Origin of the sequence: Burkholderia sp. BE17 (assembly GCF_009362305.1) — a bacterium.
Classification (GTDB): domain Bacteria; phylum Pseudomonadota; class Gammaproteobacteria; order Burkholderiales; family Burkholderiaceae; genus Burkholderia; species Burkholderia pyrrocinia_C.
The window spans coordinates 18,225-38,579 of the sequence record NZ_WHNU01000055.1; the positions used below are offsets into that span (position 1 = coordinate 18,225).

The window sequence follows — 20,355 nt, forward strand, 5'->3', positions numbered from 1 at the left end:
ACGGCCCGGCGGAGGATGACATGAGCCAAGATCTTCTGACCATCCGCAATCTGGCGGTGAACTTCAACGGCCTGCCCGCCGTCGACCGGATCAACATGTCGATCGCGCCGGGCGAGGTGGTGGGCGTCGTCGGCGAATCGGGCTCGGGCAAGAGCGTGACGATGATGGCGCTGATGGGCCTGATCGACGCGCCGGGCAAGGTGACGGCCGACGAGGTCACGTTCAACGGCGTCGACCTGCTGAAGGCGTCGCCGAAGGCGCGCCGCAAGATCGTCGGCAAGGACATCGCGATGGTGTTCCAGGACGCGCTGACGAGCCTGAACCCGAGCTATACGGTCGGCTATCAGATCAAGGAGGTGCTGAAGCTGCACGAGGGGCTGCGCGGCGACGCGCTGCACCGGCGCGCGCTCGAACTGCTCGACCAAGTCGGCATTCCCGATGCGAAGAACCGCATTACGTCGTTCCCGCACCAGATGTCGGGCGGGATGAACCAGCGCGTGATGATCGCGATGGCCGTCGCGTGCAACCCGAAGCTGCTGATCGCCGACGAGCCGACCACCGCGCTCGACGTGACGATCCAGGCGCAGATCATGGATCTGCTGGTGAAGCTGCAGAAGGAGCGCGGGATGGCGCTCGTGCTGATCTCGCACGACCTGGCCGTGGTGTCGGAGGTCGCGCAGCGCGTCGCGGTGATGTACGCGGGCGAGATCATCGAGACCAACAGCGTGCCCGAGATCTTCCGCGCGCCGCATCATCCGTACACCGAAGCGCTGCTCGCGGCGATTCCCGAGCACAATAAGGGGGCGCGTCGCCTTGCCGCATTGCCCGGCATGGTGCCGGGCCGCGATGATCGCCCGTCCGGGTGCCTGTTCGCGCCGCGCTGCAAGTACGTGGTCGACGATTGCCGCAAGGCGCGGCCGGCGCTCGACACGCTGGTATCCGGCAACGAGGCGATGCGCGCGCGCTGCATCAAGCCGCTCAATGTTTCCAACCTCGACCTGACGGGAGGCGCACGATGAACGCAGTCCAAGATACGCGCGCCACGCCGCACGACGACGATGTCGTACTGGTCGCCGACCAGCTCGCGAAACACTACACGGTGAAGCGCGGCATGTTCGGCCAGGGCACGGTGAAGGCGCTCAACGGCGTGTCGTTTTCGCTGAAGCGCGGCAAGACGCTCGCCGTCGTCGGCGAATCCGGTTGCGGGAAGTCGACGCTCGCGCGGCAGCTGACGATGATCGAGACGCCGACGTCCGGCCACCTGTCGATCGACGGCAAGGACGTCGCGGGCGCGGACCGCCACCGGGTCGCCGACCTGCGCCGCCGCGTGCAGATGGTGTTCCAGAACCCGTTCGCGTCGCTCAACCCGCGCAAGACCGTCGAGCAGACGCTCTCCGAGCCGCTCGAGATCAACGCGAACCTGACGGCCGACGAGCGCGCGCAGCGCGTCGCGCAGATCATGCGCACGGTCGGCCTGCGGCCCGAGCACGCGAAGCGTTATCCGCACATGTTCTCGGGCGGCCAGCGCCAGCGTGTCGCGATCGCGCGCGCGATGATCCTCGATCCGCGGATCGTCGTCGCCGACGAGCCTGTGTCCGCGCTCGACGTGTCGATCCAGGCGCAGATCCTGAACCTGTTCATGGATCTGCAGGAGCAGTTCAAGACGAGCTACGTGTTCATCTCGCACAACCTGTCGGTGGTCGAGCATGTCGCGGACGACGTGATGGTGATGTACTTCGGCAGCGTCGCCGAGCTCGGCGACAAGGCGACGATCTACGCGCGGCCGCGCCATCCGTACACGCGTGCGCTGATGTCGGCGACGCCGGCGATCTTCGAGGAAGACCGCCGTGTACAGATCAAGCTGCAGGGCGAGCTGCCGTCGCCGCTCAATCCGCCGTCGGGCTGCGCGTTCCACCAGCGCTGCCCGTATGCGGTCGAGCGTTGCCGCATCGAGGAGCCGCAGCTGCGCGAGGTCGACGGACGGCGCGTGGCCTGCCATCGCGCCGAGGAGGTAGGGGAGGCGAATGCCTGAAGCGTTGGCGGCGCGCGTGTCCGGCGCGCGCCGTTCGGGGGCAAGCAGCGCGCGCGTGATGCGCGCGTACCGCTACGCGCGGCGCTGGAGCGTGCGCACCGTCACGGGCGCGGCGCTGGCCGGCGCGTGCGTGGCGGCCAGCCTCGCGGTTCCCGTCGAGGCCGCGCGCGCCGAAGGGCGCGCGCCGGCCACTTCACCGATCCATCCGTCGCAAGTCCCGCCGCCCGGCATGAGCCTGCCGGGCTTCCACGCGCCGGCCGTGTCGAACGGCACGGTCGCGAGCGGCGCGGTGCGCGTGCAGCCCGCGCGCATGCCGTTCTATGTCGCAACCAGGGGCAAGGTCACGCTCTACGTGCTCGGCACGCTGCACACGGGCGACCCGTCCGACTACCCGAGCGCGCAGCCGTTCCGGCCGCGCATCCTCGCGGCGCTCGCCGCGTCGCCGACGCTCGCGCTCGAACTGTCGCCCGACGACCTGCTCGAATCGCAGGACGACGTGTCGAAGTACGGCGTGTGCCGCTACCCGTGCCTGCAGCGCCTGCTGCCCGAGCCGCTGTGGCAGCGGCTCGCGGCGCGCCTGCGCGGCAACCCGGCCGCGCTCGCCGAGATCCGCAAGATGCGGCCGTGGCTCGCGGCGCTCGTCGTCGAGACCTACGATTCGCTGTCGGCCGGCCTGCAGACCGAATACGGCACCGAGGCGCAACTGCAGAACGTGTTCCTGAAGAAGAAGGGCGGCCGCGTGATCGGGCTCGAGACGCTCGCCGAACAGATGCGCGCATTCACCGGGCTGACGCTGGCCGAGCAGCGCGAGATGCTCGCGCAGGACATGGTGCAGACACCCGCGCAGAACGCGGACGACATCAAGTCGCTGCACCGGCTGTGGCGAATTGGCGACGCCGACGCGATCTCGGCATGGGCCGTCGCGAAGAGCGAGCGGCTCGCGCGTTCGCCGGCGTTGTCGGCGTCGATCGACAACAAGATCCTGTACGAGCGCAACCGGCGTTTCGTTGCACGGATGACGGCAATCGCCGCGCCGAACCGGCCGCTGTTCGTCGCGATCGGCGCGCTGCATCTGGGCGGCCCGCGCGGCGTGCTCGAATTGTTGCGCCAGCAAGGATACCGGGTCGACGCGAACTGATCGCGCCCGGCGGCACGCACCGATGTTCCCCTGTTTGATCGACGTCACGCGCACGCCGGGAGGCGGCTGCACGGCCGCGGAAATCGATAAGGAAAACCCTCGAATCGTCGGGAAATAGCGTTTAAAACGATTGACATCCCGTTCCGCCAATATCTATTCTTCATCCCACAAGTTGAAAAAATGAAAAGAATAGATAAGTTCTACGGGGTAGCAGAAATAAAGCGCGGGGTTAGCGTTGCCGGCACGTGAAGCGCGTGCCGGCCGCGGAGTGTCTGCATGCACGGCGGGGCCAATCATCGTCGGACACACAAATGCATGCGGGCCGACTTGCAGATAAGCAACGTTCCGTCGTCTGACCGGGGAATGCAGTGATCGGGCGGCGGCGGACGTTTTTTAATCCGGAATGTTTTTCCGGTCACCGTCGAAAGACGGTTTCGGGGGGCGAATCGACAGACGGCGAAGTCCGCGGCGATTGCGCCAACGTAAAAGCGCCACGAGGGCGCTTTTTTCTTTTGTGCGTTCTTTTGTGCGCCGGGTTTCGTACCTGGCGCGCGCCATGCGGTGCACGCGCATCGCGCGCGTCGCATGGCCTACGCGCCTTCGTCGGCCTGTAGCGCGCCGGGCGCCACGACGTCGACACCCGCCGCCTCGAGCGCCGCGCGGATCCGCTTCGCGAACGCCAGTGCATGCGGCCCGTCGCCGTGCAGGCAGACGGTCTGCGCGTTCAGCGGCACCCATTCGCCGCTCAATGCACGCACCTGCCGGTTGCGCACCATGTCGAGCGTGCGCGCGAGCACCGCCTCTTCATCGTCGATCAGCGCGCCGGGCTGGCTGCGCGGCACGAGCGAGCCGTCCGCGCGGTAGCCGCGATCGGCGAACACTTCCTCCACCGCGGCGAGCCCCGCGTGCCGCGCGGCCGCGACGAACACGCTGTTCGCGAGCCCGAACACCGCGAGCGACGGGTCGAAATCGTGGATCGCGGACACCACCGCATCGGCGATCATCGGGTCGCGCGCGGCCTGGTTGTACAGCGCGCCGTGCGGCTTCACGTGCGCGATGCGCCCGCCTTCGGCCTGCGCGATCGCCGACAGCGCACCGAGCTGGTACAGCACGCCGGCGTAGATGTCGCCGGCCGGCAGCTGCATTTCCTTGCGGCCGAAATTCTCCGGATCGTGAAAGCTCGGGTGCGCGCCGATCGACACGCCTTTCTGCACGGCCCAGCGCACGCAGTCGCGCATCGCATTGGCGCCGCCCGCATGCCACCCGCATGCGATGTTCGCCGACGTGACGAGGTCGAGCAGCGCCTCGTCCGATCCGCATCCTTCGCCGAGATCGGCATTCAGATCGATTTCCATTGATGTTCCTCGTCCACAAATTGCGTGGCGCGTCTTCCATACTGCTTCCGCCATTGTCACGCCGCGCGCGATTGGGCGCGGCGGCGCGCTTCCTCGCGCATGTCGATCGCGATGTCGATCTGCCGCAGATACGCACGCTCCGCGGCGAGGGCGGCCCGCGCGACGTCGGGGGTCGTGCGCACGAAGCGGATCGGCAGGTTGAGCCGCGCCTGCGCGAGCTTCCACAGGTCGGCGCGAATCACCGTGCCGATCTTCGGGTAGCCGCCGGTGGTCTGCGCGTCGTGCATCAGCACGATCGGCTGGCCGTTCGGCGGCACCTGGATCGTGCCGGGCAGCACCGCGTGCGACAGCAGCTCGGCCGGCCGCTCGCGCACGAGCTCGGCGCCGGCGAGGCGATAGCCCATCCGGTTGCTGTTCGCAGTGACGAGCCATTCGTCGTCCCAGAACGCCTGCTGCGAATCGGCCGCGAACGACGCGTAGTCGGGGCCCGGCAGCACGCGCACGGGCATCGCCCACGGCGCATGCGCGGGGCGGTGGCGGCGCGGCGGCTCGTCGACGCGCGCGAACGCGCACCACGCGGGCGCCTTCACGCCGAATTCGGGCGCATCGGCCGCGAGGCAGCCCGCGCCGGCCGGCGGCACACCGACCGGGAGCCGATCGCCGTCGCGCAGCGTGCGGCCGCCGAGGCCGCCGAAGCGCGACGCGAGATCGGTGCTGCGCGAGCCGAGCATCGGCAGCACGTCGATGCCGCCCGCGATGCACAGATAGCCGCGCATCCCGCGTTTCGCGGCCGGCAGCACGAGCGTCTGACCGGCTTCGACGGGCAGGCTCCACCACGAATACACGTGCCGGCCGTCGAGCGTCGCGCCGAATTCCGTGCCGGTGATCGCGATGCGGGTGGCGCGCGTGAAGCGGAATGCGGCCGGGCCGATCGTGATCTCGACGGCTGCCGCGTCGGGGCGGTTTCCGACGAGCCGGTTGCCGACCTCGAGCGCGAGGCCGTCGAGCGCGCCGCCCTGCGCGACGCCGAGATGGCGCGCGCCGCGGCGCCCGAGATCCTGCACGGTCGACAGCGGGCCGGCCCGCACCACCTCGATGGTGCCCGGTGCGTTGCTCTGGGTCATCGTGCGTCGACTCCCGCAATGGTGAAGCGCACGCGGTCGCCGGGCAGCAGCAGCGTCGGCTGCGGCCGCGCCGGATCGAACAGCAGGTGCGACGTGCGGCCGATCAACTGCCAGCCGCCGGGTGACGTGGCCGGGTAGATGCCCGTCTGCGCGCCGCCGATGCCGACCGAGCCGGCCGGCACCTCGAGGCGCGGCGCCGCGCGGCGCGGCGTGTGCAGCGACGCGTCGAGGCCGCCGAGATATGCGAAGCCCGGCTGGAAGCCAATGAAGAACACGACGTATTCGCCTGCCGCGTGGCGCGCGACGACCTCGTCGGCCGACAGGCCGGTGTGCGCGGCGACGGCCGCCAGATCGGGGCCGGCGGCACCGCCGTATTCGACCGGGATCTCGACCTCGCGGCCGTCCGCGTGCTCGACGTCGGCGGTCTCCCACGCGTCGCGCAGCGCCGGCGTGAGCGACTCGGCCGTCGCGGCGAGCGGGTCGAACACGATGGTCAGGTTGTTCATGCCCGGCACGACGTCGATCACGTCGGGCCACGCGCGCGCGGCCTCGGCGACGGCCCAGACGCGGCGCTGGCAATCGAGCGTGGCGGGCGGCGGCACCTCGCAGACGAGGGCGGCATCGCCGAGCGGATAAAAGCGGGGTTGCGTCATCGGACTGGCACGGTTCGGACGGCAATGTTAGCGCACATTGTCAACAAGATATCGATAACTTACCAATAAGCGTTTTCGCCTAGCCCGTATACCGGGGCTTCTGACGTACACTCGGCACACCCTGACATCCTGCTTGCGCCGCCTTTCCATGAAGCGTCCTCCGACCAAGATCGTGTCATCCGAACACCTCGTTTCCGATTCCAGCGCGGAGCTGTCGGAGCTCGAATACGGGCTCATCATGGCCGGCAACGCGTTCAACCGCTGGATGGTGCGCTGCATGTCGGCGGCCGGCGCGAAGGACATGACGGCGGTCGAGGTGTCGCTGCTGCATCACGTCAGCCATCGCGAACGCAAGAAGAAACTCGCCGACATCTGCTTCGTGCTCAATATCGAGGATACGCACGTCGCGACCTATGCGCTGAAAAAACTGATCACGCGCGGTTATGTGAAGAGCGAGAAGAGCGGCAAGGAAGTGTTCTTCTTCGCGACCGACGCGGGCCGCGACCTGTGCCTGAAGTATCGCGAGGTGCGCGAGCACTGCCTGATCGAGACGCTGAAGGAAAGCGGGCTCACCAACGAGCAGATCGGCGACGCGGCGCAGCTGTTGCGTCACGCATCGGGCCTCTACGACACGGCCGCGCGCGCGGCGGCGTCGCTGTAAACGATTGCGGAAAGTGTTGCGCGCGGCATTGCGCTGACGGGCGTGCGACGACGGCCGTGGCGCGCCGCGCCGCGTCATCCGGCGGCCGGGTAGAGCGCGCCGTCGGTCACGATCCAGCGCAGCGCGAGATCGTGCGCTTCGGCCGGCAGCGCGTCGACGCGGCACGCTTCGTACGCGATGCCGACCGTCACCGGCAGCGTGTCGCCCGGCCAGGCGGCGAGCGTGCGGTCGTAGTAGCCGCCGCCGTAGCCGAGCCGGTAGCGCTGCGGATCGAATCCCACGCAGGGAATCAGCAGCAGGTCGGGCACGACGACGATTCCCGCCGCCGGTTCCGGAATCCGGTGATGACCTTCGCGCATCGGCGTGTGCGCGTCCCACGCATGGAACGCGAGCGGCGTGTGCCGCTCGCCGATCACGGGCAGTGCGGCGCGCCGGCCGGCGCCTGCCGCGCACCACGCGAGCACTGCGTCGCGCGCATCGAATTCGCCCGGCAGCGGCCAGTAGAACCCGACCGTGCGCGGTGCTAGCCGGTCGAGCAGCGTGCGCAGCCGCGCGTCGAGCGCGGCGTTCGCGGCGGGCTGCGACGCGGCGTCGCGACGCGCGCCGGACAGCGTTTTGCGCAGTGCAACCTTCGGGTTCGGCACAGGGTGGCGTGCTATGCTTTCGCTCAATTCGTGCTCCATTCAAAACGATGTCGAACAGCCTTTTCCGAGTATATCGCGCGGTCGCGCTGACACTTTCGGCCGCCGCGCTCGTCGCGGGTACGGCCGCGTGCGCCGCGCCGGGCGACGACACGGTCGCCGGGGATGACCAGATCTTCGTGCAGCTTCGCGAAGCCGCACGCCGCAACGACGCCGCGAAAGCCGCGCAGCTCGCGTCGATGATCCCGAACTATCCGGTCCCGTCCTACGTCGAGTATTTCCAGATCAAGCCGCAGTTGTTCGATTCGACGGGCCGCGCGCGCGTCGATGCGCCGGACGCACCCGTGCAGTCGTTCCTGCAGCGCTACGACGGCCAGGCGATCGCCGACCGCCTACGCAACGACTACCTGCTCGTGCTCGGCGCGCGCCACGACTGGCGCAGCTTCGACGATCAATACAAGCGCTTCGTGCTCGACGACGACACGCAGGTCAGGTGCTATGCGCTCGAATCGCACGCGGCGCGCGGCGAGAACGTCGCCGATGCGGCGCGCGCGCTGCTCGTCGAGCCGAAGAACTACGGCGACGCTTGCGTCGACCTGATCACCGCGCTCACGGTCAACCAGCAGTTCACGAGCGACGATGTGTGGCAGCAGGCGCGCCTTGCGTACGAGCAGAACTACACGACGCTCGGCGGCAAGATCGTCGACGCGCTGGGCCCGCGCCCGGCCGGCTTCGACCAGGCGACGAGCGCGCCGCCGCTGTTCCTCGCGCGCGGCGTCGGCCCCGACGCGACGTCGCACCAGCTCGCGCTGATCGCGCTCGGCCGCATGGCGCGCAACGATCCGGACGCGGCCGCCGGGATGCTGACGTCGGTTGCCGGCTCGCTCACGAAGCAGGAGCAGGCGATCGCATGGGGCGCGATCGGTTACCAGGGCGCGATCAAGCGCTCGGCGCTCGCGTCGGTCTGGTACGCGAAATCCGCGAATGCGCCGCTGTCGAACTCGGGCTACGAATGGCGCACGCGCGCCGCGCTGCTCGCCGGCAACTGGCCGATGGTGCGCTGGTCGATCGAGCAGATGCCGCCGTCGCTGCGCAGCGATCCGGCGTGGATCTACTGGCATGCGCGAGCGCTCAAGCAGAGCGGCGACACGCTGCAGGCAAACCAGGAATTCGAGCAGGTCGCGGGCCAGTTCAACTTCTACGGGCAGCTCGCCGGCGAAGAGCTCGGCCAGCGCACGACGATCCCGCCGCGCACGAAGGTGGGCGACGCCGAGATCGACGCGATGAGCAAGATTCCGGGCTTCGCGCTCGCGCAGCGCTTCTATGCGCTGAACCTGCGCCTCGAAGGCAACCGCGAATGGAACTGGCCGCTGCGCGGGATGACCGATCGCCAGCTGCTCGCGGCCGCCGAGTACGGCAAGCGCGTCGAGCTGCTCGACCGCACGGTCAACACGGCCGACCGCACGAAGGCCGAGCACGACTTCACGCTGCGCTACCCGTCGCCGTACCGCAACATCGTCGAGCGCTATGCGCAGTCGACGGGCCTCGACATCGAATGGGCGTACGGGCTGATCCGCCAGGAGTCGCGCTTCATCACGAGCGCGCGTTCGTCGGTGGGCGCGGGCGGCCTGATGCAGCTGATGCCGGCCACCGCCCAGCTCGTCGCGAAGAAGCTCGGCATGGGCACGATCACGCGCGCGCAGATGCACGACATCGATACCAACATCCAGCTCGGCACCTGGTATCTGGCGGACATCTACAACAACTTCGACAGCTCGCCGGTGCTGGCCACCGCCGGCTACAACGCGGGCCCGGGCCGGCCGCGCCAGTGGCGCCAGGTGTTGACGCAGCCGGTCGAAGGCGCGATCTTCGCAGAGACGATTCCGTTCAACGAGACGCGCGACTACGTGAAGAACGTGCTGTCGAATACCGTTTATTATGCGGCGCTCTTCGAGGGCAAACCGCAGTCGTTGAAGAAACGTCTAGGCATGATCTCGCCCTGATCCGCAATCTTCACACTGCCGCGCGAGACGCGGCAGTGTTCTTTTGAGGAGCCGAACATGGATCGCCAGACCGTCGCGCTGCTGGGCGGCACCGGCTTCATCGGCAGCCGGCTCGTCAATGCGCTGATCGACGCCGGCAAGCAGGTACGGATCGGCACGCGGCGCCGCGACCACGCGCGCCACCTGCAGATGCTGCCGGTCGAGATCGTCGAGCTCGAAGCGCTCGACACGCGCACGCTCGCGCGCTTCGTCGCCGGCGCACACGCGGCGATCAATCTGGTCGGCGTGCTGCACGGCGGCCGCGGCACGCCGTACGGGCCCGGTTTCGAGCGCGCGCACGTCGCGCTGCCGGCCGCGCTCGCGAGCGCGTGCGTCGAGGTCGGCGTGCGGCGCCTGCTGCACATGAGCGCGCTCGGCGCCGATTCGCACGGCGCGAGCATGTACCAGCGCTCGAAGGGCGACGGCGAAGCGGCGCTGCATGCGGTCGCGGCGACCGATTCGCTCGCGCTGACGATCTTCCGCCCGTCGGTCGTGTTCGGCCCCGGCGATTCATTCCTCAACACGTTCGCGAACCTGCAGCGCACGGTGCCCGTGCTGCCGCTCGCGATGCCCGATGCGCGCTTCCAGCCGGTGTTCGTCGGCGATGTCGTGCGTGCGTTCGTCAACACGCTCGATCTCGCGGCCGCGCACGGCAAGACCTACGAGCTCGGCGGCCCGACCGTCTACACGCTCGAGCAACTGGTGCGCTATTGCGGCACGCTGGTCGGCCGGCAGGCGCGCATCGTGCGGCTGCCCGACGCGCTCGCGCGGCTGCAGGCAAGCGTGTTCGAATGCCTGCCCGGCGAACCGGTGCTCACGCGCGACAATCTCGCGTCGATGTCGGTGCCGAACGTGCTGTCGGGGCCGCTCGCGCCGGAACTCGGGATCACGCCCGCGAGTCTCGAAAGCATTGCGCCCGCGTATCTCGGCAAGGCCGCGGAGCGGTCGCGGTTCGACTGGTTCCGCTCGCGGCGGCGCTAGGCCCGGCCCCGGCACCGTTGTTCAGCCTCTTCCTTTCCACCTTCGCGTTTTCCGGAACACCGTCATGAAACTCGTCATTGGAGACAAGAATTACTCGTCGTGGTCGATGCGTCCGTGGCTGCTGCTCGCGCATTTCGGCATCCCGTTCGACGAGATCGCGGTCGAGCTGCGCCGCGACGACACGGCCGCGCGCATCCTCGAATATTCGCCGTCCGGCAAGGTGCCGTGCCTGATCGACGACCACGGCGTCGCGATCTGGGATTCGCTCGCGATCGCCGAGACGCTCGCCGAGCGTTATCCGCAGTTCCCGATGTGGCCGGCCGATCCGCTCGAACGCGCGCATGCGCGCTGCATCGCGGCCGAGATGCATTCGGGCTTCGCGGCGCTGCGCACGCAGATGGGCATGAACGTGCGCGCGTCGATGCCGGGCCGCGGCGCGACGCCCGACGCGCTCGCCGATATCGCGCGCGTCGACGCGCTGTGGAGCGCGTGCCTCGAGGCGTCGGGCGGGCCGTTCCTGTTCGGCGAGTTCGGGATCGCCGATGCGATGTACGCGCCCGTCGTGATGCGCTTCAACACGTACGAGCCGGGCCTGTCGCCGGACGCGGCCGGCTACGCGGCGCGCGTGACGGCGCTGCCGGCGGTGCAGCGGTGGATCGACGCCGCGCGCAGCGAGACCAACGTGATCGCCGAATACGAACCGCAGCCATGAACATCTACGCAGTAGGCGGTGCGATCCGCGACGAATTGCTCGGCGTGCCCGTGCAGGACCGCGATTACGTGGTGGTGGGCGCGACGCCCGAGCAGATGGCCGCGCAGGGCTTCCGGCCGGTCGGCAAGGATTTCCCGGTGTTCCTGCATCCGCACACGCAGGAGGAATACGCGCTGGCGCGCACCGAGCGCAAGACGGCGGCCGGCTATCACGGCTTCCAGTTCCATTACGCGCCGGACGTGACGCTCGACGAGGATCTCGCGCGGCGCGACCTGACGATCAACGCGATGGCGCGCGAGGTGAGCCCGGAGGGCGCGCTGGTCGGGCCCGTGATCGACCCGTTCGACGGGCAGGCCGACCTGCGCGCGCGCGTGTTCCGGCACGTGAGCGATGCGTTCGTCGAGGATCCGGTGCGGATCCTGCGCATTGCGCGCTTCGCCGCGCGGTTCGCGGATTTCACGGTTGCCGACGAAACGCTCGCGCTGATGCGGCGGATGGTCGACGCGGGCGAGGCCGACGCGCTGGTGCCTGAACGCGTGTGGCAGGAAATCGCGCGCGGGCTGATGGAGGCGAAGCCGTCGCGGATGTTCGCGGTGCTGCGCGACTGCGGCGCGCTCGCGCGCGTCCTGCCCGAGGTCGATGCGCTGTGGGGCGTGCCGCAGCGCGCCGACTACCACCCGGAAGTCGATACGGGCGTGCACGTGATGATGGTCGTCGATTACGCGGCGAAGCAGGGCTATTCGCTGCCGGTGCGCTTCGCGGCGCTCACGCACGATCTCGGCAAGGCGACGACGCCCGCGGACGTGCTGCCGCGCCACGTCGGCCACGAGGGCCGCAGCGTCGACCTGCTCAAGCCGCTGTGCGAGCGGCTGCGCGTACCGAACGATTGCCGCGATCTGGCGCTCGTGGTCGCGCGCGAGCACGGCAACCTGCATCGCGTGATGGAGATGGGCGCGGCCGCGCTGGTGCGGCTGTTCGAGCGCAGCGACGCGCTGCGCAAGCCGGCGCGTTTCGCCGAGATGCTGCAGGCCTGCGAATCGGATGCGCGCGGGCGGCTCGGGCTCGACGCGCAGCCGTATCCGCAGGCCGAGCGGCTGCGGGTGGCGCTCGCGGCCGCGCGCAGCGTCGATGCCGGCGCGATCGCGCGCGGCATCGGCAACGAGGCGGAGAAGATCAAGGATGCCGTGCATCGCGCGCGGATCCAGGCCGTCGCGCAGGCGCTCGCGATCGGCGAATAGGGCGGCAGGTATGACGGCGTCGGGCGGCGCGCGGCCGCCAGCCGTTACGGTTTCTTGCGCGCGGCTGCCTTGCGCGCCGGGGTCGCGGCCGCCGGGCGTTTGCCGGCGGATGCGGGCGGCTTGGCCGTAGCCTTCTTTTCCGCCGCGCCGGCCGGCCGGGCCGGATCGGTGTCGCGGCCGCGTTTCGGCGCCGGTTCGCGGCGGCTCGCGCGCGGCTCGCCCGGCGCCGTGCGCACGACGGGCGCGGGCTGCCTGATTTCCATCGTCGCGGACACGAATTCGGCGCAACTGTCGTCGAACAGCGGCAGCGTGCCGACCACGATCAGCTCGGCGGGCCCGTCGCCCACGTTGGCGACGCGATGCCGCTTGCGCGCGTCGAAGTGCAGCGAGTCGCCGGGCGCCAGCGGGTAATCCTTCTTGCCGACCGTGTAGCAGATGCGGCCGGCCAGCACGTAGACGAATTCGTCGCCGCCGTGCGACACCCATTCCGAGCGGTAGCCTTCCATCATCTGCACCTTGACCGCGTTGATCTGGCTGCCGTCGAACGTGGTGGACAGCCGTTCGTACCACTGCGACGCGCTGTCGACCGCGTACGGCTTGCGGCTGCCTTCGTGCGAATCGGGCTGCGCCTGGCGCGGCTGGTCGATCAGCGTGCCGAGCGGCACGCCCAGCGCCTTCGCGACGTTGACGAGCGACGACAGCGAGATGCCCGTGAGATGGCGCTCGACCTGCGACAGGAACCCGACCGACAGCTTCGCTTCGGTCGCGACTTCCAGCAGCGTCTTCTTCGCTTCCCGGCGCAGGCGGCGAATGCGCTGGCCGATACGCATGATGTCTGAATCCATGAATCTCTTTCGTGGCAACGAGTCGGGACGCGAGCGGAGGGGCGGTGCAGTCGCCGGGGCGTTGCCTTCCGCGCATCGCACGAAGCACGGCCGTCGGGACGACGACGCCGGCGCATTGTACCGCGCAGTGTCGCCGGGCGAAGCCACGTTGCGCATGCACGCGGCACCGTGCCGCCGATTTTAGTCCTACGAAAATTTTGGCTTGACCTCAATTTCCACGTGCTCTAGATTCTGTCGCACGTATCAAACAAAGTTAAGTGAGACAAAAATTTCCGAGGTCTGCCGCTGGAACGGCGCAGCGGCCCGGCCACGTGCCGGGTTGCGCGTCGTCCGCGCAGCGGCGCCGAGTTGCGTCAGGCCTGCGTCAAGCCTGCTTCAGGCAGCGCACTGCCGCGTCACGCCGCCGGCCATCGACAACAATGAATAACATGGGCATCCGATGATCGATCGACTGAAATACAGCTTCTCCGGCCTTCCCCCGTACGACGCGTCCGTCGCCGACACGCAGGCCGGCCTGTCGTGCCTGCTCGACGCCGCGCGGCTCGACGCGGTGGTGGTCACGTCGCAGGACGAATACGTCACCGAGTACCTGCCGCGCAGCAATAACCCGCGCTACGCGCTGTCGGGTTTCGACGGCTCGGCCGGCTGCGGGATCTTCCTGAGCGCGGAGACCGCGCGGGCGCTCGGCGTGCCGCCGTTCGTGCTGTTCGTCGACGGCCGTTATCACCTGCAGGCCGAGCAGCAGTGCGATCCGGCGCGCGTGCGCATCGAGAAGCTCGGGATGAACCTGACGATCTGGCAGGCGATGGCCGACTGGCTGGTCGCGCATGCGAGCCGGCTCGCGCGGGTCGGCTACGACGAGTTGCGGATCAGCGTCGCGCAGCGCGACCGGCTGGTCGAGCAGACGCAGGCCGCGGTGCTCGACTGGACGAGCCTCGCCGATCGCGAGATCGACCGCGCGATCGCGCTGCCGGGCTGGGTCGTCGAGCGGCCGATCTTCGAGCTGCCGGAATCGATGACCGGCCTGAGCGTTGCGCAGAACCTCGACGCGCTGAGCCGCAAGCTCGCCGCGCATACCGGCGCGGCCGACGGCAGGACCGCGTTTTTCACCTGCGCGTCGGACGATCTCGCGTATCTGCTGAACAGCCGCGGCTATCACATCCCGAATGCGTCGTCGCATCTCGGCTTCCTGTTCGCGGTCGACGGACAGGTCGCGCTGTTCCTGCCGGAAGGCTGCGACCGCTGCGAAGTCTCGCTCGAGTCGTATCCGGCGCTGCACGTGATCCGGCGCGACGTCGCGGCGCTCGAGCGCTTTCTCGCGCAGTTCGAGGTCGATCACGTGTGCTACGGCTTCGAATCGGTGAACTGCGCGCTCGTCGACGCGGTGAGCCGGGTGTGGCCGCACGCGCGCCATGCCGACTTCAATCCGGTCGAGGCAATGCGGGCCGCCAAGACGCCGGCGGTGCTCGACCGGTTCCGCGACGCGTTCGCGCGCAGCTCCGCGGCGATCGCCGAGACGATGCGCTGGGCGAAGACGGGCGAACCGGGGGCACGCCACACCGAATACGACCTGGCGCGCACGATCAACGACGCGTACGGCGCGCGCTCGGCGGTTGCGCTGACGTTTCCGTCGATCGCGGCGAACGGCGCGAACAGCGCGTTCGCGCATTACACGGCGGCGAGCGCCGATGTCGAGCTGACGGAAGGCGAACTGGTGCTGCTCGACAGCGGCGCGTACTACGAAGCCGGTTTCGCGACGGACTGCACGCGCGTCGTGCTGCGCCGCACGCGTGCGGATACGGTCGCGCAGCCGTGGCAGCGCGAGATCTACACGGTCGCGCTGAAGGCCTGCATCAAGGGGCTCGTCACGCGCTTCCCGGCGTCGGCGACGGGCGGCGACGTCGATGCGCTCGTGCGGCAGGTGTGTCGCGATCACGGCCACGACTTCGGCCACGGCACCGGGCACGGCGTCGGGATCCACGTGCACGAGAGCGGCGTGCGTTTCGCGCCGGGCGCGAAATACGGGCTGGTGCCGAATGCGGTGATTTCGGTCGAGCCGGGCATCTACGTGCCGGGCAAGGGCGGCGTGCGGATCGAGAACATCGTGATCATCCGGCCGGACGACGCGCAGCCGGATACCGTGACGTTCGAGAACATCGTGACGGTCGGCTACGACTGGGACCTGATCGATCTCGACCTGCTGGACGACGACGAGCGCGCGTACCTGCGCGACTACGAGCGGCTGTGCGTGGAGCGCGGCACGCAGGTGACGGCGTGTCCGTTGCTGTAAGCGGCGCCGGCGCGGGCGGCGTCGGCCGCCCGCCGCCCGTCGATCATCGATGACGGATCACCGGAGCCGGATCCGGCTCCGTTTCAATCCAGCAGCCGCGCGCGCACGAACGGCGTGATCCGCTCGGCGAGCCACGCGTGCGTGCGCGTCGTCGGGTGCAGCGTGTCCCAGAACACGAAGCGCGCCGGGTCGCGGCAGTCCGCGCGCGGCGTCTGCGCGGCCAGGTAGGTGAACGACGACGGCTTCGGGATGTCGAGGCACGACCGCTTCGCATCGTCGAAGCCGTATTGCGCGGGGTGGCTCAGCAGATCGTCGAACGGCGCGTACGCGTCGAACACTTCGAGCCGCAGCGTCGCGCCGTAGCGGGCGCGCACGGCGGCGGCCGCGTCGGCGAGCCGCCGGTTGTAGTCCTTTACCTGCGCGGCGACGCTGGCGGTGTCGGTGCGCGTCGCGAACACCGGCGCGCGCGACACGTCCGGCAGCGTGACGAGCAGGATGCGCGTCGCGCCGGCCGCGGCGAGCCGCTCGAGGCTGTCCCGCACCGCGTTCGCCGCCTGCTCGGGCGTGCGGCCGTAGTTCACGAGATCGTTGCCGCCCGCGAACACCGCGAACAGCGTATTGGCGGGCCGGTAGTCCGGCGCGCGATCCATGTATTCGCGCCAGGAGTCGATCTGCTGCACGAGGCCCGGCACGACGAGGTGCTGGTCGGTCGCCGCACCGCCGATCGCCCAGTTGTAGAACGGCAGCCGCAGCGCGTTCGCGACGTACTCGGCCCACACCGGCCCGTTGCTGAAGCGTCCGGCGTGCCAGCTCGTGCCGTTCGGCAGCTTCCACTGGCTCGCGTTGAACATGTTCTGGGTGTCGGACAGGCTGTCGCCGAACACGATCAGCTTGTTGACCCGCGCGTCCTGCTGCGCGGCGTCGATCGTCCAGACCGTGTAGTTGAACGACAACGCGTTGTTCGCCGCGACCGCCTGCGTCAGGTTGGCGCGGATGCCGCGCGCGGCGAGCGTCTTGCGGCAGACGCCGGCGAGCGTGTCCTGCGCCGTCGCGCTGTAGAACATGTTCTTCCACTGCGTGATACCGTCCGCCCACCAGTAGCCGGGAACGCGATACCAGTCGCCGCCCGAAGGATCGCGCGCCCATTCGTAGGTCGCCTCGGGCTTGAGCGGATCGTCGCTGATCCGGTACCAGCAGCGCAGGTAGGTGTAGGTGTCGCTGCCGCGCGACGCGGCGCGCGGCGATGCGCCGGGCGATGCGGAAGCCGGCGCCGCGAGCGGGCCGGCCGGCGACAGCGTCATGTCGCCGGTCGGCGTCGGCAGCGGGGCCGGGGCCGGGGCCGCTGCGGCTGGCGCGAGCGACGCGGTGAACGTCAGTGCTGCGCCGAGCGTGGCGATGGCGGCCAGACGGCGCGTGGATTCAAAACGGGAATGATGCATCGATGCCCTCCGATCTGTTGTTGTTGGATCAGGCAGCGCGGCTGCGCTGCCGCGTATCGGGAGGACGTGTGCGCCGGACTGGAGCCCGGTCTGTCGAAGCGGAATTCGGGGTGAAGCGGGTGAAGCGGAATTCGAGGTGAGGCGGATGAAGCGGCGGACCGGGACGCAGGCCGCCGCGCGGCGTCAGCGCATCAGCGCCGACACGCGCCCGTCGGGGCCGTAGACGCCGGCCGGCGCGGGGGCCGAGCGCAGCACCGCGAGCGCGCGTTCGTTGTAGTCCATCCGGATCCGGATCAGCATCCCGTTGTTCGCATTGGCCCGGCGCGCGCGTTCGGCGGCCTGCTGCAGCAACTGCCAGCGGCCGGCGAGGCGTGCATCGCGCTCGGCGGCCTGGTCCATCCCTTTCTTGCCCGACGCAAAGCCGAGCGCGGAAAGCTGCGTGTCGCGCGTGCGTTCGAGCTGCGCGAGCCGGTCGATCAGCTCGCTTTTCTTCTCGACGATCCCGGGCAGCATCTCGAGCGGCTCCGCCGTCGTCAGCGCTTTTTCCTCGTAGGCGAGCAGGGACGCGAACGCCTCGACCGTCGCGTGTTCGTCGTTGACCGTGGCCAGCAGCTCTTCTCTCATCGCGTCATGCTCGTCGCGCCGGTGCGCGAGGTGCGGCGCGCCGGCAAACCGGGGGACCGGCCGCGAGGCGGCCGGCTCAGCTGCCCTGCGGGCGCTGCTGCTGCAGCAGCTCGCGGGCGGTGTTCAATACGCCGTCGGCAATCTTGTTCGCGTCGATCGTCAGCGTGCCGTTGTTCAGCGCTTCCTTGATCGACTGGACAAGGCCCGTGTCGATATCGGCGTCGCCGGACGCGGATACCGAGCGCAACTGGCCGGACAGACCCGACAGGTTCACGGTCGCGTCGCCGCCGGTCGATCCGGCGTCGGCCGCCTGCGCGGACGACGAGGCCGTGCCGGATTGCGCACGGCTCGCGCCGTTGCCGGTCGGCGCAAGGGGGCTCGGTTTCGGAGTGGAATCGATCTTCACGATGGGTTTCCTGTACGGTTTGACCCAGATAACGGCCGGGTCGGCCCGAACTTTAGCATCGTGAGCCCGAAATTCTCCGAATAAACAATTCTTTGCAATCTTGCGGCGGGATCCGTCCCTACAGCGGAATTTCCACGGTGCCGGCGTCCTTGACGATCGCCGTGACGATCTGGCCCGCCGCCATCCGCACCCGCACCGACTGGCCGGGCGCCGCATTCGCGAGCACGCTGCCCTCGGCCGAAATCGTGAAACCGGGGCCGGCCGCGACCACCCGCACCGTCTGGCCGGCCGACACCGACGCCGCGCTCTTCAGCATGTCCTGCCGCAGCGGCAGCCCGGCCGAGATGCGCGCGAGCGCGGTCGAGCCGACCGCCTGCGCCGGATCGGTGATCACCGCGAGCGGCAGCACCGTCAGGTCGCCGTCGCGCGCGATCAGGTCGGCCGCGCCCAGCGGCTCGCCGGGCGCGATCTGGCGCGCGGCGACGTAATAGGTGGCCTGCACGGCGACCTTCGCCTGCAGGTAGACGGTCCACGGCCGCTCGCCCGCGCAGCGCACGCCGACCGTCGTGCGGCCCCACAGGCGCGCGCCGGTCGGCAGGAACGGCTCGAGCGTCGTGCACGCGGCGAGCCCGCGCGGAAACGCGGTCGTGACCGTCGCGGTGGTCTTGCCGGGCAGGCCCGCGATCTGCTGCTGCAGGAATGCGAGGGCCGCGCGCCGGATCGAGTCGGGGTCCTGCTGGCCGGGCGGCGTCGCGGGCTGGGCCGCGGGGGCCGCCTGGGCCGCTTGGGCCGGGTTGGCGGAAGCCATCGGCGCACGCGGCGTCGGCGCGGCTGACGCGGCGCCGGCCGCCGCCATGCGCGAGGCGATTGCCCGCGGCGCCGGCCGTGCGGGATTCGACGCAGGCTCGGCCGTACCGGCGACGACCGTCGCGATGGCGTTGGGATCGGCGGCGCGCGGCGCGCCGTAGGTGGTGTTCGCGCGAGCGGCTGCGTAGACGGGGATCGGCGTGGGGGCCGGTGCGGGGGCCGGCGGCGGAACGTTCGTCACGACCATCGTGCCGGCCGGCTGCGCCGCGTAGCCGGCGGCGGTCGCACCGGCCGCGCCACCCGCACCACCCGCACCGACAGCACCGACAGCACCGACAGCACCGACAGCACCGACAGCACCGACAGCACCGACAGCACCGACAGCACCGGCAGCACCTGCCGCCGCGCGCCCCGCGTCCGGCGCCATGCCGGCGCCCGAGCCCATCCCCGCATTCCCGCCGAACTGCCCGCCGCTCGCCGCATTGGCGTGCGCGAGCGCGGTTTCGGCCGTCTCGCCGCGTCCGGGAATCACGATCATCCCGTCGTCCGCGTGCACGGCCGGGGCGGCGATCCACAGCGCCGCGGCGAGCGCGAACGCACGCCGGACGTGCGTGAGCCGCTCGTTCCTGCCGCGAAGTGCGCTGCCGGTCATAGCCGTGTCCTCGATCCGTTGATCCGATTTGCATTCTAGGGAGCCGGGCCGCCGCGCAAACGATGAATAGAGGGGGGCTTTGCCGCGTTATTCGCCCGATTGCCGGTTGCGTGCGACGCCTACCATCGCTGTCATGGAAAAAAGCCTCTCGGGTCGCCATCCGGCGCGAGGGGCGTGCAGCGCTTCATACGGAGAGACGCACACATGCTGGACAAACTCGATGCGGAATTCGCGTTCGGCCGACAGGCGCTCGACGTGCGCGCCTACCGGCAGGAACTGCTGTCGTCGAACATCGCGAACGCCGACACGCCCGGCTACCAGGCCCGCGACGTCGATTTCGCGTCGACGCTCGCGCGCTCGCTGAAGCAGACGAACGGCGGCCTCGCGCCGAGCAACGCCGCGCAACTGCCGATGGCGCAGCCGGCCGGCGTGACGAGCGGCATGTCGATGGTGTCGACGGCGCAGGGCCACATGGCCGGCACGGCGAAGCTGATCCCGACGGGCGGCCCGGCCGACGACTACGGTCGCGCGCAGTACCGGATGCCGCTGCAGCCGTCGCTCGACGGCAACACGGTCGATCTCGACGTCGAGCGCGTGCAGTTCGCGAACAACGCGCTGCACTACGAAACCGGGATGACCGTGATGACCCAGCAGATCAAGGCCATGATCGCCGCGATCTCGACGAACTCGTAAGCGCGCCGCTTCCGAACCCGCG

19 protein-coding genes are annotated in these 20,355 nt (G+C 69.6%); 10 read left to right on the plus strand and 9 right to left on the minus strand.

What is annotated here, in order from left to right; translation table 11 throughout:
- The first annotated feature begins 20 nt into the window (after window positions 1-20).
- Genes GD429_RS34945 through GD429_RS34955 form a run of 3 tightly spaced genes read left to right on the plus strand, consistent with a single transcriptional unit; the run spans window position 21 to window position 3,170 of the window.
- Complete coding sequence (locus GD429_RS34945; RefSeq protein WP_152864089.1) at window positions 21-1,019, plus strand: ABC transporter ATP-binding protein; 999 nt, start codon at window positions 21-23, stop codon at window positions 1,017-1,019.
- Window positions 1,016-2,032 (plus strand): peptide ABC transporter ATP-binding protein, encoded by a 1,017-nt coding sequence (locus tag GD429_RS34950; protein ID WP_152864091.1) that lies wholly within the window; start codon window positions 1,016-1,018, stop codon window positions 2,030-2,032. The genes GD429_RS34945 and GD429_RS34950 overlap by 4 nt, the downstream gene beginning before the upstream one ends.
- A complete protein-coding gene (locus tag GD429_RS34955; protein WP_152864093.1) occupies window positions 2,025-3,170 on the plus strand; it encodes a TraB/GumN family protein in 1,146 nt (381 codons plus the stop codon). Before GD429_RS34950 ends, GD429_RS34955 begins: the two co-directional genes overlap by 8 nt.
- 590 nt (window positions 3,171-3,760) lie before the next feature.
- Here GD429_RS34955 and pxpA read toward each other — a convergent pair.
- The 3 genes from pxpA to pxpB are packed head-to-tail and all read right to left on the minus strand — an operon-like array spanning window position 3,761 to window position 6,302.
- Window positions 3,761-4,525: a 5-oxoprolinase subunit PxpA gene (gene pxpA / locus GD429_RS34960; protein WP_047899257.1), complete on the minus strand. Its 765-nt coding sequence runs from the start codon at window positions 4,523-4,525 to the stop codon at window positions 3,761-3,763.
- Between the two features lie 56 nt (window positions 4,526-4,581).
- Window positions 4,582-5,649 (minus strand): biotin-dependent carboxyltransferase family protein, encoded by a 1,068-nt coding sequence (locus GD429_RS34965; RefSeq protein ID WP_152864095.1) that lies wholly within the window; start codon window positions 5,647-5,649, stop codon window positions 4,582-4,584.
- Window positions 5,646-6,302 carry a 5-oxoprolinase subunit PxpB gene (pxpB, locus tag GD429_RS34970; protein ID WP_152864096.1) on the minus strand — a complete coding sequence of 219 codons (657 nt, stop codon included), beginning with the start codon at window positions 6,300-6,302 and terminating at the stop codon, window positions 5,646-5,648. Before pxpB ends, GD429_RS34965 begins: the two co-directional genes overlap by 4 nt.
- Window positions 6,303-6,450: 148 nt before the next feature.
- On the opposite strand from pxpB, the gene GD429_RS34975 reads away from it, so the two are divergent.
- Entirely contained in the window at window positions 6,451-6,963 is a 513-nt protein-coding gene (locus tag GD429_RS34975; RefSeq protein ID WP_152864099.1) for a winged helix DNA-binding protein, read from the plus strand.
- A 74-nt stretch (window positions 6,964-7,037) separates the two neighbouring features.
- Here the strand turns inward: GD429_RS34975 and GD429_RS34980 are convergent, their stop codons facing one another.
- A complete protein-coding gene (locus GD429_RS34980; protein ID WP_111015905.1) occupies window positions 7,038-7,646 on the minus strand; it encodes a 5-formyltetrahydrofolate cyclo-ligase in 609 nt (202 codons plus the stop codon).
- Between the two features lie 8 nt (window positions 7,647-7,654).
- Between GD429_RS34980 and GD429_RS34985 the strand changes: the two genes are divergently transcribed.
- The 4 genes from GD429_RS34985 (at window position 7,655) to GD429_RS35000 (ending at window position 12,577) form a co-directional block, all read left to right on the plus strand.
- The gene (locus GD429_RS34985; protein ID WP_152864101.1) at window positions 7,655-9,607 is read left to right on the plus strand and encodes a lytic transglycosylase domain-containing protein; all 1,953 of its coding nucleotides are present in this window, start codon (window positions 7,655-7,657) and stop codon (window positions 9,605-9,607) included.
- A 57-nt stretch (window positions 9,608-9,664) separates the two neighbouring features.
- Window positions 9,665-10,627, plus strand: a complete 963-nt coding sequence (locus tag GD429_RS34990; protein ID WP_152864103.1) for a complex I NDUFA9 subunit family protein — start codon at window positions 9,665-9,667, stop codon at window positions 10,625-10,627.
- A 64-nt stretch (window positions 10,628-10,691) separates the two neighbouring features.
- On the plus strand, window positions 10,692-11,339 hold the full coding sequence (locus GD429_RS34995; protein WP_152864105.1) for a glutathione S-transferase family protein: 648 nt from the start codon (window positions 10,692-10,694) through the stop codon (window positions 11,337-11,339).
- The gene (locus tag GD429_RS35000; protein ID WP_034179275.1) at window positions 11,336-12,577 is read left to right on the plus strand and encodes a multifunctional CCA addition/repair protein; all 1,242 of its coding nucleotides are present in this window, start codon (window positions 11,336-11,338) and stop codon (window positions 12,575-12,577) included. The genes GD429_RS34995 and GD429_RS35000 overlap by 4 nt, the downstream gene beginning before the upstream one ends.
- 44 nt (window positions 12,578-12,621) lie before the next feature.
- Here the strand turns inward: GD429_RS35000 and GD429_RS35005 are convergent, their stop codons facing one another.
- Window positions 12,622-13,422, minus strand: a complete 801-nt coding sequence (locus tag GD429_RS35005; RefSeq protein ID WP_152864107.1) for a helix-turn-helix domain-containing protein — start codon at window positions 13,420-13,422, stop codon at window positions 12,622-12,624.
- Window positions 13,423-13,861: 439 nt separating this feature from the next.
- Between GD429_RS35005 and GD429_RS35015 the strand changes: the two genes are divergently transcribed.
- Window positions 13,862-15,712, plus strand: coding sequence for a M24 family metallopeptidase (locus tag GD429_RS35015; RefSeq protein ID WP_152864111.1), 1,851 nt, complete (start codon window positions 13,862-13,864; stop codon window positions 15,710-15,712).
- Window positions 15,713-15,795: 83 nt separating this feature from the next.
- Here the strand turns inward: GD429_RS35015 and GD429_RS35020 are convergent, their stop codons facing one another.
- From GD429_RS35020 to flgA, 4 genes are all read right to left on the minus strand, one after another.
- On the minus strand, window positions 15,796-17,151 hold the full coding sequence (locus GD429_RS35020; RefSeq protein ID WP_152864114.1) for an SGNH/GDSL hydrolase family protein: 1,356 nt from the start codon (window positions 17,149-17,151) through the stop codon (window positions 15,796-15,798).
- A gap of 183 nt (window positions 17,152-17,334) precedes the next feature.
- On the minus strand, window positions 17,335-17,775 hold the full coding sequence (locus GD429_RS35025; protein WP_152864116.1) for a flagella synthesis protein FlgN: 441 nt from the start codon (window positions 17,773-17,775) through the stop codon (window positions 17,335-17,337).
- A gap of 76 nt (window positions 17,776-17,851) precedes the next feature.
- A complete protein-coding gene (gene flgM / locus GD429_RS35030; protein ID WP_321575096.1) occupies window positions 17,852-18,181 on the minus strand; it encodes a flagellar biosynthesis anti-sigma factor FlgM in 330 nt (109 codons plus the stop codon).
- A gap of 118 nt (window positions 18,182-18,299) precedes the next feature.
- Window positions 18,300-19,640: a flagellar basal body P-ring formation chaperone FlgA gene (gene flgA, locus GD429_RS35035; RefSeq protein WP_152864118.1), complete on the minus strand. Its 1,341-nt coding sequence runs from the start codon at window positions 19,638-19,640 to the stop codon at window positions 18,300-18,302.
- Between the two features lie 204 nt (window positions 19,641-19,844).
- Here flgA and flgB point away from each other — a divergent pair, with 204 nt between their 5' ends.
- Complete coding sequence (gene flgB / locus GD429_RS35040) at window positions 19,845-20,333, plus strand: flagellar basal body rod protein FlgB (protein ID WP_152864120.1); 489 nt, start codon at window positions 19,845-19,847, stop codon at window positions 20,331-20,333.
- Window positions 20,334-20,355: the final 22 nt, after the last annotated feature.

Bases quoted from the DNA above. Each gene is read 5' to 3' on its own strand.
- GD429_RS34945 (WP_152864089.1), top strand. From the start codon at position 21: ATGAGCCAAGATCTTCTGACCATCCGCAATCTGGCGGTGAACTTCAAC.
- GD429_RS34950 (WP_152864091.1), top strand. From the start codon at position 1,016: ATGAACGCAGTCCAAGATACGCGCGCCACGCCGCACGACGACGATGTC.
- GD429_RS34955 (WP_152864093.1), top strand. From the start codon at position 2,025: ATGCCTGAAGCGTTGGCGGCGCGCGTGTCCGGCGCGCGCCGTTCGGGG.
- pxpA (WP_047899257.1), bottom strand. From the start codon at position 4,525: ATGGAAATCGATCTGAATGCCGATCTCGGCGAAGGATGCGGATCGGAC.
- GD429_RS34965 (WP_152864095.1), bottom strand. From the start codon at position 5,649: ATGACCCAGAGCAACGCACCGGGCACCATCGAGGTGGTGCGGGCCGGC.
- pxpB (WP_152864096.1), bottom strand. From the start codon at position 6,302: ATGACGCAACCCCGCTTTTATCCGCTCGGCGATGCCGCCCTCGTCTGC.
- GD429_RS34975 (WP_152864099.1), top strand. From the start codon at position 6,451: ATGAAGCGTCCTCCGACCAAGATCGTGTCATCCGAACACCTCGTTTCC.
- GD429_RS34980 (WP_111015905.1), bottom strand. From the start codon at position 7,646: ATGGAGCACGAATTGAGCGAAAGCATAGCACGCCACCCTGTGCCGAAC.
- GD429_RS34985 (WP_152864101.1), top strand. From the start codon at position 7,655: ATGTCGAACAGCCTTTTCCGAGTATATCGCGCGGTCGCGCTGACACTT.
- GD429_RS34990 (WP_152864103.1), top strand. From the start codon at position 9,665: ATGGATCGCCAGACCGTCGCGCTGCTGGGCGGCACCGGCTTCATCGGC.
- GD429_RS34995 (WP_152864105.1), top strand. From the start codon at position 10,692: ATGAAACTCGTCATTGGAGACAAGAATTACTCGTCGTGGTCGATGCGT.
- GD429_RS35000 (WP_034179275.1), top strand. From the start codon at position 11,336: ATGAACATCTACGCAGTAGGCGGTGCGATCCGCGACGAATTGCTCGGC.
- GD429_RS35005 (WP_152864107.1), bottom strand. From the start codon at position 13,422: ATGGATTCAGACATCATGCGTATCGGCCAGCGCATTCGCCGCCTGCGC.
- GD429_RS35015 (WP_152864111.1), top strand. From the start codon at position 13,862: ATGATCGATCGACTGAAATACAGCTTCTCCGGCCTTCCCCCGTACGAC.
- GD429_RS35020 (WP_152864114.1), bottom strand. From the start codon at position 17,151: ATGCATCATTCCCGTTTTGAATCCACGCGCCGTCTGGCCGCCATCGCC.
- GD429_RS35025 (WP_152864116.1), bottom strand. From the start codon at position 17,775: ATGAGAGAAGAGCTGCTGGCCACGGTCAACGACGAACACGCGACGGTC.
- flgA (WP_152864118.1), bottom strand. From the start codon at position 19,640: ATGACCGGCAGCGCACTTCGCGGCAGGAACGAGCGGCTCACGCACGTC.
- flgB (WP_152864120.1), top strand. From the start codon at position 19,845: ATGCTGGACAAACTCGATGCGGAATTCGCGTTCGGCCGACAGGCGCTC.